The following is a 12588-nucleotide window of genomic DNA, read 5'->3' on the forward strand; positions in this document are numbered from 1 at the left end:
AATTATGAAACCTTCTCGGGAGAGACATCGTAATGAACATCCTGATCGTCGGCGGAGGCCTTGCCGGCATGTCTTCGGCCATCGCGCTCGGCGAAGCCGGCGCCCGCGTCACCCTGATCGAGGCGGACAGCAACTGGGGCGCGCTCGGCGCGGGGCTCAGCCTCAACGGCGCATCGATGCGCGCCTTGCGCGAACTGGGCGTGCTCGACGAAGTCGAACGTCGCGGCTTCACCCACGACGTGCGCCAGCTTTTCGATGCGGAGGGCAACCTGCAATTCACCTCGAGCAGCGAGCGCATCTTCGGCCCCGACGTGCCCAACGGCGGCGCGATCATGCGCCCGGTGCTGCACGATCTCCTGCTCGAACGCATCGAAGCGCTGGGCATTACGGTGCGCAAGGGCGTCGCCGCCAGCCGGGTGGTCGACGCCGAGGCTGGCGTGGTTGAGCTTGCCAACGGCGAGACCCTGCAGGGCGACATGGTGCTGTGCGCCGATGGCTTCTGGTCGCCCATGCGCCACCAGCTATTTCCGGACGCGCCGGCATCGCAGTTCACCGGCCAGGGGTGCTGGCGCGCAGTGGTTGATCGTCCCGCCGACATCCAGGGTGCGAGCACCTTCATCGGCGAATACAAGGTCGGCGTAAACCCAGTCTCGCAGGACCAGATGTACATGTTCCTGCTCGAGAACAAGGACGAGGACGAATGGATCGAAGAGAGCCAGTGGCTCGAGCGCCTGAAAGGCCTCCTGTCCGGCTTCGGAGGCCTCATGGCCGAGATTCGAAACGATCTGGGGCCGCAGAACCAGGTCAACTACCGCCCGCTCAAGGTCCATGTCGTGCCCGCCCCCTGGCATAAGGGGCGCTTCGTCCTGATCGGCGATTCCGCGCATGCAACGACCCCCCACGCAGCCTATGGAGCCGGGCTTGCCTTCGAGGACGCGCTGTGTCTGGCCGGTCTTTACCGTGCCAATTTGCCGGTATCCGAGCTTCTCGAACGCTTCACCGCCGCGCGCTACGACAAGTGCAAGGCCGTCGTCGAAGGCTCGGTGGCGATCGGCGACATCGAACGCCGCCATGGCTCGATGGATGAGTATCGCAAGGCCTTCGAGGCCGTCCAGACCATCGTCCGCGACTGGAATTAACCGGCAGCGCGAGGAGGATCGGCAAGCCATGACATCCAAGATCTACGACAGCCCGGCGGCGGCCCTCGAGGGCGTGCTGTTTGACGGGATGACGATCATGTCGGGGGGCTTCGGCCTTTCGGGCAACCCGGAGAGCCTGATCCCGGAGATCCGCAAGGCCGGTGTGAAGAGCTTGACCGTCGTCTCGAACAACGCGGGCGCGGATGGGTTCGGGCTGTGGATGCTACTAGAGAGCCGGCAGGTAAAGAAGATGATCTCCTCCTATGTAGGGGAGAACAAGCTCTTTGAAAGCCAGTACCTTTCCGGCGAGCTCGAACTGGAACTGAACCCGCAAGGCACGCTGGCCGAGCGCATCCGCGCCGGCGGCGCAGGCATCCCGGCCTTCTACACAAAGACGGGCGTGGGCACGGTCGTCGCCGAGGGCAAGCCGGTCGAGAGCTTCGAGGGCGAGGACTACGTGCGCGAGACCTGGCTGCGCGCCGACCTCGCGATCATCAAGGCCTGGCGCGCGGACCCGGAGGGCAACCTCATGTTCCGCAAGACCGCGCGCAACTTCAACCCGAACATGGCGACCGCAGGCCGGATCACCGTCGTCGAGGTGGAGGAGATCGTGCCCGAGGGCACCTTCGATCCCGATTGCATCCATACGCCTGGCATCTACGTCGACCGCGTCGTGCTCTCGACCATCAACGAAAAGCGCATCGAGAAGAAGACCGTGCGCGAAAGGGAGGCCGCGTAAATGCCCTGGAACCGCAACCAGATGGCCGCGCGCGCAGCACGCGAGCTGAAGGACGGCTTCTACGTGAACCTGGGCATCGGCATCCCGACGCTCGTCGCCAACTACGTGCCCGAGGGCATGAAGGTGACGCTGCAAAGCGAGAACGGCCTGCTCGGCATCGGCCCGTTCCCCTATGACGGGGAGGAAGACCCCGACCTCATCAACGCTGGCAAGCAGACCGTCACCACGCTGCCGACCTCGAGCTTCTTTTCCAGCGCCGACAGCTTCGCGATGATCCGGGGCGGCCACATCGATATGGCTGTGCTGGGCGCGATGGAGGTCAGCCAGGACGGCGATCTCGCGAACTGGATGATCCCGGGCAAGATGGTCAAGGGCATGGGCGGCGCGATGGACCTCGTCGCGGGCGTGAAGAAGATCGTCGTCGTGATGGAACATTGCAACAAGGCGGGCGAACCCAAGATCCTGCCCGCGTGCACCCTGCCGCTCACCGGAAAGGGCGTGGTCGACATGATCGTCACCGACCTGTGCGTCTTCGCCGTCGACCGCACGCACGGCGGCCTCACGCTCGTCGAACTCGCCCCCGAGGTGACGCTCGACGACGTGAAGGCGAAGACCGCCGTGCCCTTCGACGCCTCCGCGATGAAGGGCACGGCCGCATGAACGAGGCCTTTGTCTGCGAGGCCGTGCGCACTCCGATCGGACGTTATGGCGGGACCTTGTCCGCGATCCGTGCCGACGACCTCGCCGCCTTGCCGATCCGCGAACTGGTGAAGCTGTCCGCCATCGACCCCGCCGCCATCGACGAGGTCATCCTCGGCTGCGCCAACCAGGCCGGCGAGGACAACCGCAATGTCGCGCGCATGGCTGCGCTGCTGGCTGGACTGCCCAGCTCGGTCCCTGGCGTGACCGTCAACCGGCTCTGCGCCAGCGGAGCCGAAGCGGTAGGCCAGGCAATGCGCGCGATCCGCTGCGGCGAAGCCGAAATGATCGTGGCCGGCGGCGTCGAGTCGATGAGCCGCGCGCCCCTCGTCATGGGCAAGGCCAGCAGCCCCTTCGCGCGCGATCAGAAGGTCGAGGACACCACGATCGGCTGGCGCTTCGTCAATCCGGCAATGCATGCGGCCCATGGCACCGCCTCGATGCCCCAGACCGCCGAGGAAGTCGCCACCCGACATCGCGTGAGCCGCGAAGAGCAGGACGCCTATGCCCTTGCCAGCCAACAGCGCTACGCCAAGGCGAGAGACGAAAATTTCCACGCCCGCGAGATCATGCCCGTCGAGGTCACGGGCCGGAAGCGGAGCGTGACGCTGGCGCACGACGAACACCCGCGCCCCGAAACCGATGCCCTGGCTCTTTCACGTCTCAAGCCGATCGTGCGCGCCGACGGTACAGTGACGGCGGGCAATGCCAGCGGCGTGAACGACGGCGCGATCGCGATGATCATCGCGTCCGAAGCCGCCATTGTGCGCCACCACCTCAGGCCCCGGGCCCGTCTGCTCGGCATGGCGAGCGCCGGGGTCGAGCCCGATGTCATGGGTATCGGACCGATTGCGGCGACCCAGCGGCTCAACGCACGTCTTGGCCTGACCATGGCGGACTACAGCGTCATCGAGATCAACGAGGCCTTTGCCGCGCAAGTGATCGCCTCGATGCGCGGCCTTGGGGTCGACCCGTTCGATCCACGCGTCAACGCCCACGGTGGAGCGATAGCGCTGGGACATCCGCTGGGGATGTCAGGCGCACGTCTGGTACAAACCGCCATCAACGCCTTGTACACGCGCGGCGGCCAGCGTGCACTTGTCACCATGTGTGTCGGCGTTGGCCAGGGTCTTTCACTTGCCCTCGAACGGACCTATTGAGATGCCCCGGCTTCCCTTCACGCGACGTTCCCTGCTCGCCAGTGCGGCCCTGGCGACACTACGCCCCGCGCCGCTGCTGGCCCTTTCCCAGGTTACCACCGTCGCCGCCATTCGCGAACGCACCGTCGCGCTGCCGGACGGCTCGATCTATCTGCGCGAAGCCGATGGCGGCGGCCCCGCCGTACTGCTCGCGCACCCCGTGACGGGCAGCGCCCATGTCTTCGACGCCCAGTTGCGCGCGCTTTCGAGTGCGGGCTACCGCGCGATTGCCTGGTCGCGGCGCGGCCATCGCGGATCGAGCCCCGCCGCGCCGGACGCCGCTCTCGCCCAGAATGACCTGCACCAGTTGACCCGAGCGCTCGCGCTCGTGCCTTTCCATCTCGTCGGAACCGCGGCCGGCGCTGGCATCGCCCTGGGTTACGCCATCTCGCGCCCTCAGGAACTGCTCAGTCTCACGCTCGCGTGCAGCGCCAGCAACATCGACGATCCCGCGCTCAACGCGGCTTCGCGCGCGCTCATGCCCAAGGGCTTTGATGAGTTGCCCGCGCATATCCGCGAACTTGGCCCCGAATTCCGCGCGGCCAATCCTCAAGGCACGCAGGCCTGGCGGGAGCTGGAAGAGTTCTCGCGCCCCTCCGCCGGGCCGCTCGGCCCGCCCCCCAAACCACAGATCACGCCATCAGACCTCGCCGCGCTCGCGGTGCCCGCACTCTGGATTGCGGGCGAGGCGGATCTGTTCGCGCCGCCAGCACTGATGCGCCGTGTCGCCGAGATGGCGCCCGGCGCACGGTTCGCCACCATCCCGCGCGCCGGGCATTCGGCCTACTGGGAGGATCCGGACGCCTTCAACGCCATTGTGCTGGACTTCCTGGCCCGCACCACGAACGCATGAACATAATCGAGAGAGGATACGCAAAGATGACCAACCCGACCAAGGTCCGCCGCCCCGGCCTGAGGACCTTGCTCCTCTCGGCCGCCGGACTGGCCATGGTGCCAATGGCCCAGTCCGCACTGGCCCAGCCTGCACTGACCCAGCCCGCACTGGCCAAGGCCACACACGAAACCCTGTCCGTTCAGGCCGATCGCACTCTGGCCAGGACCACGCACCTCTCCAGCCTGACCATCGCCCCGGGCGCCAAACTCTCCGCGCCCGAAGGCAAGTCGCTCACCCTGACGGTCGATGGCGTCGAGCGCAATCTCGCACCGGGCACCTACACAGGAGCCGTGGTGCTGACCGTCACGCCGCAAATGCCGTTCCGCTTCATGGACCTCCCCCCCGAGATGTTCCGGGCCGCCGTCGTCATCGACGACGACCACTACATCGCCGACAAGTCGGTTGCCGCAGCCGTGCTCGGCGGAAAAGTGGGCGACACCAGCGCCAACGATCTGGTAATCCGGTCCGAAGGCGAAAATTTCAACGGCGTCTGGGTCGGCGGGCATTCGAACTACACGCTCAACGCGCCACGGATCACCCTGATCGGCAATGGTGGGAACGACTTCTCGGGCTTCGGCGCCGGCATCACCGTCACCGACGACGCCACCTTGACCCTGCACGATGCCCAGCTCGACAGCTGGGGCGCGATCCGCCCCGCGATCTTCGTCAACAAGCAGGGCAAGCTCAAGGTTTTCGACAGCCGTATCACCGTGCGCAACGGCACCCTGCCCGACGACTACGTCTTCGACTTCGCGCTCGGGAAGATGAAGAAGGTTCCCTGGCAGCTCGGTCTCTCGGGCAATGTGCGCGCGACCGTCATCGTCGATTCGGGTGAAGTCTACTACAAGCGCTCGACCATCCGCTCGGAAGGCTGGGGCGCGCTTTCGATCGATGCGCCAAAGCACGTGCGCATGCTCGTCGAGGACTGCCTGATCGAAACGAGCGACAGCGGCTACGGCGTGTTCTCCATCGGCGATTCGATTACCACCGTACGCAACAGCCATTTCGACGTTGCCGACATGGCCCTGATCATGGCGGCCAATGGTTCGGCCCACATCACCGATGGCACCACCGTCGACAGCAAGCGCTTTGGCGTGATGATGTTCACCTATCCGCGCGCCGGGACCTTGCTGATCGATGGCAAGACGGTGATGAACACGGCCTCGACGGGGATCCAGGCCAAAGGCACCGGCGGCAAGATCGTGATCGACGATGCCCGCATCATTCCTGCGAACGGCATCCTGATCCAGGCCATGATCGACGACAACGATCGCCAGCCCGGCGTGCCGCGCGCGGGCTACGCCTATGGCAACAAGACGCCCGCCGATCCCGATCTCGAAGTGTCGCTGCGCAACACCGAGCTCACTGGCGACGTGGTCAATTCACGCACCAGTCAGGGCAACCTGTTCCTGACGCTGGAGAACGCAACACTGGAAGGTCGGGTGTCGAACGCCGAGCAGTCCCCGCGTACAGGGGCAAAGCCGAACGAGGCGAATTTCCGCCTCATCGGCGATGTCGCGAACGCCTTCGGTCCCCGCAAGGGCACCTTTGGCACCTACCTCACGCTCGACCTGGGAAGCACCTGGATCGTTACCGCCCCTTCCTACCTCGACAAGCTCACCATTCTGCCCGGCGCAAAGCTGGTCGGAAAGGATGGTACGCCAGTAACGATCTCCGTTGACGGGGCGCAGATGAATCCGGCGAAACCCGGGTCCTACGTTGGCGCCATTGTCGTCGCGCCAGCCTGAGCAGGCTGCGCTCCATGGCAGATACTCGCGCAGACACGATCGAGACCGGCAGGGAACTGCCGGTCTCGTTCTTTGGCGTACTCATGCTGCTGGCCGCGTTCGGACCGCTCGCGACCGACACCTACCTTTCCGCCTTCCCGGAGATGGCGCACGACTTGGGCACGAGCCGCACCGAAGTCGCCTCCAGCCTCACGGTCTTCGTGGCGGGGCTGGCAGGAGGCCAACTGCTTTATGGCCCCCTAAGTGATCGCTTCGGCCGCAAACGCCCGCTTCTGGCCGGTATCGCCATCTATACGCTGGCCAGCGCCGGGTGCCTGCTCCCGCTCGACCTGACCGGATTCCTGGCTATGCGGCTAGGCCAGGCACTGGGGGGATGCTCGGGCATCATCCTGGGCCGCGCGATGATCCGGGACCGGCTCGATGCGCACGATGTCGCCCGATCCTTCTCGACGCTCTCGATGATCAACGTGGCCATGCCGCTGATCGCTCCAGCCATCGGCGCCGTGATCCTGTGGTTCGCCGACTGGCAGGCTATCTTCGTCATGCTGGTCGGGCTTGGCCTGGCAGCCTTTCTTGCCGTGGCCGTAGGGATCGAGGAAACCCTGCCCGCCTCCCGGCGCACCGTCACGCTGCATCCGGGAGCAACCCTCGCGAACTATATTCGGCTACTGAGCAATGCCCGGTTCGTCTGGGCTGCCCTGGCCACTGCGGCGGCTTCGGGCACGTTCTTCGCCTTCCTGACCGGCTCGCCGGTTGCATTCATGGTGCACTTCGGCTTCGGCCGCGTCGAATTCACCGCGCTGTTCACCGCCGCGCTATTGGCCATGGCGGCGGGCGGACAGATCAACCGACGCTGGCTTGCGCACCGGACCCCGGCGGCGATCGCGGGAGGCGTCTTGCCGGCCTTGTGCCTGACCGCAGCCCTGCTGGTACCTGGAATACAGACCGGACCGGCCCTGGCCTGCGGGTTGATTGTCCTGGTCATGGCGCAGTTGGGCTTCATCCTGCCGAACTGCGCAGCAAGTGCGATGAACGCCTGTTCGGCCGGGACCGGCAGCGCGGCCGCCCTACTCGGCGCGATCCAGTTCGCAGGCGGTTTGGTCGGCAGCGCCGCCAGTGCCACCGTGTGGCTGGGTGATGCGTTCACCATGGCTCTTGTGGTGGCGATCCTTCCCCTCGGCACGGCCTTCGCCTGGTGGCGTTACACCCGTAGCCAATCCCGCATCGGTTCCGCCCGTTGATCCACAAAGCGGTTGATCTGACGACATCAGATCAACCGCTCTGGAACCGATTTTGGCGCGCGCTTGAAGGGCCAGGTTATCTCACGATGATCTAGTCGCGGGTAAAGCGATAGGCAGGCAGCGTCGCGAACAGTCCCATGACGAGAAGGATCGTCACCGCAAAGACCTTGCCCATCGCCGCATAGGTCCCGGTCAGATCGTGCACCGCGCCCATCGAAAGGATCCCGCAAGCGATCCCGAAATTGGCAAAGCCGTATAGCCGGCCATAGATAGCGCCGTAGTGCCTGAGACCGAAGTAACGCGAGGCAAGATAGGCAAGGATGCTCATTTCCGCCCCCTGCCCCAACCCCAGCAACAGAGCGCCCGGCCGCGCCAGCGCCGCGCTGCCCGAAAGGTGCAGCAACCACACGCCCAGCGCCGCGCCACCGAAATAGACCAGCACGATACGCGGGCTCGTCGTCCGGTCGAGGAGCAGTCCTGAACTCAATTGCCCAACCATCCCGCCGATGTAGATCATTGACAGCACCGTTGCCGCATCCGCGCCGGCCATGCCCCGCTCGGTCAGCATCGGGAAGAGATGCGCGACCGTGCCGATGATGGTGAAGGGGGCGAGGAACATGGCCGCGCCCAGCATCCAGAACACGCGGTCCCGGATCGCCTGCGCGGGCGTCGCTCCCGGGACCTCGCCCGCATGTTCGGCCTCGACCGGCCCGGCCCGCTCGTCCGCGCGTGGCTCGCGCAGGAACAGGACAAGGATCGGAAGTCCCCAGAACGCAACCAGTGCGGCAATGCCGAGGTAGGCGTGCTGCCAGCCGTAACTTTCAATCCAGGGCTGGACGAGCTTGGGGATTATCGCTGCACCCAACGCCGAACCACAGGCGATGGTCGCCCCCGTCACGACCCCGCGATGACGCGAGAACCACAGCGCGAGCACCTTGGTATAGGAAGAATAGCAATGCACCGAGATGCACGCCGATATCACCAGGGAGAGTGCCAGATAGTGCCAGACCTGGGTCACCAGGGCCATCGCGGCATTGGCCAGGGCAAACAGCACGACGACGGGCAGCAGAACGCGCCGCACGCCGAAACGATCGAGCAGGCGTCCGCCGGTCGGGGCAAAGACGGCGACCGCCAGCGGAGACATCAGCATGACCGCCGAAATCATCGTGCGACTGAGATCGAACGTTTCGGCAACGGGCTTCATGAACATTCCGGCAACCGCCGAAACCATGGGCGTCGGCCCGACCGACATACCCGCCGCACAGGCGAGTGTGACAATCACCGATTGTCGGGTGAATTCGCGCATGCGCGACGCCGATGCCACTTCGCGCATCAGGCCTGATGGTCCTTGGGCAGGAGAATGACGCGTTCGTGCACGACGACCGCAGCCACCAGGCGCACCTTGCCTTCGAGCCTGGCAACGAGCGCGGCCAGAACCGCCTCCGCCTGCTCGGCATCGCGGCCCCACACCTCGAGCGCGTAGTCCATGGCCGGAACCTCGAGGCCCGGCAGGTTGGTCGAGCCGGTTGGCTCCCCCAATCGCGAAAGTACGAGACCGTCCTCAGGTACGATCCGGCGCAAGGCGACTTCGGGCGAAGTCTCGCAGGCCAAGAAGCCGATCGCCTTGAACGGGTTTCCCTCGCGACGGGGTACCGCGAGTACGTGTTCTTCGGCGATAAAGCCGGTCCGCATGCCCACGAAGTTCGGACCATCCTCGAACCATTTCATCACTTCGGGACGCTCGGCCATGCGGCGCAAGCCATCCTCGGTGGCGAAATGCAGTTGCGCGATCCCGTCGAGTTGCGCGCCGAAGGACATATCCTCGCGGGCGATCGCAAGCCGGTTACCCGCGCGGACAACCTCGTTGGAAACATAGCCCATGAGGTCGTGGACCCCTTGTGACATCGGCGCGTGCACGTTGAGCCAGTAGTCCACGTAACCGTCATGGCTCAGCCCCTCGCGGGCGATCTGCATTCCGAAGCTCTTGAACATCAGCCGCACTCCCCGGCCGGAAGCGTTGCGGGAATGGCCACCGACAGTTCGCGTGCGCCGAACGCCTTGATCAGGCCGAAGGTAATGGCGCCATGGGCGAACCACTCTTTCGCCTCGGGCGTGCCGATCATCTGCAGTTCCTCTTCGGGGCTATCGAAGTAGGCCTGCGCGATGCCTTCGATGTCGGCACACTCCATCGGCGTGACGTCCAATTCGGGCAGACGCGTGAGCACCTTGCACGGCACGAAGCCGCGCAAGTAGGGGATCGCGTGGCACATCGCGCCGTGTTCGCCGACCCACTCGTTCATGAATCCTTCCTCACTCAGCGCCGGATTGCGGGTGAGAAAGGCGTTGTTGCGGCACCCCGGGCGCGGGTCGGGAACGGGGATGAGCGCATGCTCCTGCACGAGAAGCGTATTGGCACATGCAATGGTTGCGGTGCGCACGGCGCGCCAGGCCTTGCCGGCTTCGGTCCCAAGAGCTGCGTGCCACGCCGCCTCATCCGCGACCCAGAACTCGGCGAAGGCATCGACTTCGGCCGGAACAGCCAACTGGACGATGTCCTTGCGCGCCGGAACGGGATTGGCAGACTGCAAGGTGAATCCGGCCACGTGCGGGCAGGATTGCGCAAAGGCGCCTGCCGCCTCGGCAAGCGCACCAAGCGCCGCCTCGTCCGCAGGGTTACGGGTTACATAGAGTTCGAAGATCTTGAGCATGTCGTGGGTCCGATCGTAGACGCAAAAGGAAGGTTCAGGAGGCCGCGGCAGGTACCGGCGGCTCGCTGTCGAGCCCGCGCACCGCATCGGCGACAGGATCGGCCTTGCCATCCAGGCGCGAGGGCAGCGCGACGGTCGCCCCGCCCGCTTCCCAGATGTCGCCATCGAGATTTTCGATCCACCACGCCAGATCGACGACATACTGACCGTTCAGCACGTACTTGTCATAAACGTAGGACTTCACGATCGCGAGGTCCTCGGTCATGCCGTGCGTGCTGACAAAGCGCCCTTCCATGCCCGGCACATGGCTCAGGAAGCGGCGTGCGTCGGGATGTCCCGGGATCGTCTTGCCATTGAGCGCGAACGCCTTGGGATTGAGGATGCCCCAGCGAATATTGCGGATCCAGCCATGGTCGCCCATCCAATTGTTGATGTGGCGGATCGCATATTCGCGCCCCATGTAATTGATCAGGATCGAACGGTTGTCGCCTTCCTCATGGATGTCGGCGGTGTTGATCACCGCATCCTCGGTCTTGGGCGCGTCGGGCTGGGGGACGAGTCCTTGTGGCAGGGCCGGGACGGGCGGGATCTGGATATCGCGACGATGCGTTACATAGATGCCGGTATTGGTTTCTCGTACGATTTGCGGAGCGGGCTTCACATCGCCCAGGAGTTCGTGGCGTATCGTTCGACTTCCCCCCGAGCCCATGCCCCATGGCGCGACGGGAGCCACGCTTTTCTCCACCGGACCGTCGGCGGTCCAAGTCGGACGATCACCGATCTTGACGTCCTCCCAGTAGAGGGGCGCTGCACCCTGGCGATGTTCCCCGCGCCAGAGCCCCTTGATCGTCTCCCAGTCGGCGTCGGTGTAGACATGCGGCTTGCGCTGACGCCAGTCGGGGCTGTCCCAGATATCCTTGAAAGTTGGATGTTCGGGCGCCAGGCCCGGCTTGTAGATGCGCAATCCACGGAAGTTGCGGAAGATGACATCCTGCACCTTCTCGCCGTGCTGGTTGTAGATGCTGCCCGAACTGGTGAAGGCAAGATAGCGGTAGATCGACCCGCCCTGCGGCGTCAGGTCCTTTATCTCGCGGTGGTTGATGACGAGATAAAGCGTGTCGCCGGGATAGATCGGGCGATAGCTGGTGATCTCGTGGTTGAGATCGGCCGCCAGCAGGGTGTCGGTCCCGCCGGACGGATAGGGTTGAATGATCGCATCGTCGTTTGCCGCGAACGTCGGGAAGGCGAGCATGTCCTTGTAGCCAAGGCTGCGCGCATAGTCCGCGTCATTGTAGACCTTGTTGTCCGGGTCGTACTTGGCATTGTCGTAGGCGACCCAGGCCGGATCCGCGACGACGATCGAATTGATCCCAGGCCGCCCCGTCAGCTTACCCGAAACGAGCGCCGCCACATCAACCGGACCGCGCGCGTTGATCGCGGCCACTTCGGCCCAGTATTTGGCCAGCCCCGCCTTCTCCTTCTCGGTGTAGACCCCGGGGTAGAGCGTCTCGAACGGACTGGCAGCTTCGTTTGCGGCGGCGACCGCCGCGGCACGTGCCGCCGCCGGAGCACACGGCTGCACGAGAAGGGCGGCAACGCCAATCGCCATGCCGACCCCCAGCCTTCGGATATGGCAACTTGTAAACGCACTTGCCGATTTCAAACCTGATTTCGCAGGGTTCGTCATAGCTCTCTCCCAAAGTCGAATTTATTTCTCTTATCGAGGAATAAAGGAGTGGTTGCGGCGTGTAAAGGGACTGATTCCGACCGTTGAAATCGGCCCCGCATGGCCATCCCGAGCCCCCTCTGGAAGGTCCTCAAGCTACAGAAAAAATAATCCAGACAGTAACTTCACCACCACCCTTGCCGCGCTGAACATCGCCATGGGGTTTGCGCATAGTTTTTCGGGCATACCCTCAGACCGGTCAGACAAGCCCTTGCACAGTCGCCCGAATCGAATTGCTTTCACGCCGTGGTCCGAACCGAAATTCGCTAGCGACTGTTGATTGCCACTGAGAAGTGATGGAGTGGATGCCCCCTCCCCACGGCATCGAATGAGCACATGTGATGTTTCCGAACGGGCGCGCGCTCCTCCGCAAGAAGCTTAGCCGTGGTCAGTTGCACCCCTTTCTGCCCCAGCAGTCGCGTTGCATTGTGGCGATGGAGGCTTGTGGCACCGCCCATTTCTGGGCGCGCAACAAGCCTGATACATGACCGCAT

11 protein-coding genes and 1 pseudogene are annotated in these 12588 nt (G+C 64.5%); 8 read left to right on the plus strand and 4 right to left on the minus strand.

All coding sequences use genetic code 11. The annotated features are described in order from the left end of the window. Positions 1–32: 32 nt before the first annotated feature. Genes HT136_RS19055 through HT136_RS19085 form a run of 7 tightly spaced genes read left to right on the plus strand, consistent with a single transcriptional unit; the run spans position 33 to position 7660 of the window. Entirely contained in the window at positions 33–1139 is a 1107-nt protein-coding gene (locus tag HT136_RS19055) for an FAD-dependent monooxygenase (protein WP_214201420.1), read from the plus strand. 28 nt (positions 1140–1167) lie between these two features. Then, positions 1168–1878: a CoA transferase subunit A gene (locus HT136_RS19060; RefSeq protein WP_214201421.1), complete on the plus strand. Its 711-nt coding sequence runs from the start codon at positions 1168–1170 to the stop codon at positions 1876–1878. Further along, positions 1879–2538, plus strand: a complete 660-nt coding sequence (locus HT136_RS19065) for a 3-oxoacid CoA-transferase subunit B (RefSeq protein WP_214201422.1) — start codon at positions 1879–1881, stop codon at positions 2536–2538. It abuts the gene before it with no gap. After that, positions 2535–3737 carry a 3-oxoadipyl-CoA thiolase gene (gene pcaF / locus HT136_RS19070; protein WP_214201423.1) on the plus strand — a complete coding sequence of 401 codons (1203 nt, stop codon included), beginning with the start codon at positions 2535–2537 and terminating at the stop codon, positions 3735–3737. Before HT136_RS19065 ends, pcaF begins: the two co-directional genes overlap by 4 nt. 1 nt (position 3738) lies before the next feature. Further along, entirely contained in the window at positions 3739–4629 is an 891-nt protein-coding gene (locus HT136_RS19075; RefSeq protein ID WP_214201424.1) for an alpha/beta fold hydrolase, read from the plus strand. 26 nt (positions 4630–4655) lie between these two features. Further along, entirely contained in the window at positions 4656–6419 is a 1764-nt protein-coding gene (locus HT136_RS19080; RefSeq protein WP_214201425.1) for a right-handed parallel beta-helix repeat-containing protein, read from the plus strand. Between the two features lie 14 nt (positions 6420–6433). Continuing rightward, positions 6434–7660, plus strand: coding sequence for a multidrug effflux MFS transporter (locus HT136_RS19085; protein ID WP_214201426.1), 1227 nt, complete (start codon positions 6434–6436; stop codon positions 7658–7660). Positions 7661–7751: 91 nt separating this feature from the next. Here HT136_RS19085 and HT136_RS19090 read toward each other — a convergent pair whose 3' ends face one another. The 4 genes from HT136_RS19090 to HT136_RS19105 are packed head-to-tail and all read right to left on the minus strand — an operon-like array spanning position 7752 to position 11977. Next, the gene (locus tag HT136_RS19090; RefSeq protein WP_214201427.1) at positions 7752–8993 is read right to left on the minus strand and encodes an MFS transporter; all 1242 of its coding nucleotides are present in this window, start codon (positions 8991–8993) and stop codon (positions 7752–7754) included. Beyond that, the gene (locus tag HT136_RS19095) at positions 8993–9652 is read right to left on the minus strand and encodes an EthD domain-containing protein (protein WP_214201428.1); all 660 of its coding nucleotides are present in this window, start codon (positions 9650–9652) and stop codon (positions 8993–8995) included. Before HT136_RS19095 ends, HT136_RS19090 begins: the two co-directional genes overlap by 1 nt. Further along, positions 9652–10368, minus strand: coding sequence for an EthD domain-containing protein (locus HT136_RS19100; protein WP_214201429.1), 717 nt, complete (start codon positions 10366–10368; stop codon positions 9652–9654). The genes HT136_RS19095 and HT136_RS19100 overlap by 1 nt, the downstream gene beginning before the upstream one ends. 34 nt (positions 10369–10402) lie before the next feature. Next, entirely contained in the window at positions 10403–11977 is a 1575-nt protein-coding gene (locus HT136_RS19105; RefSeq protein ID WP_214201430.1) for a hotdog family protein, read from the minus strand. Between the two features lie 470 nt (positions 11978–12447). Here HT136_RS19105 and HT136_RS26355 point away from each other — a divergent pair. After that, positions 12448–12564, plus strand: a pseudogene (locus tag HT136_RS26355) (IS110 family transposase); the annotation flags it as partial. Positions 12565–12588: the final 24 nt, after the last annotated feature.

Source organism: Novosphingobium profundi (assembly GCF_018491765.1).
GTDB lineage: Bacteria > Pseudomonadota > Alphaproteobacteria > Sphingomonadales > Sphingomonadaceae > Novosphingobium > Novosphingobium profundi.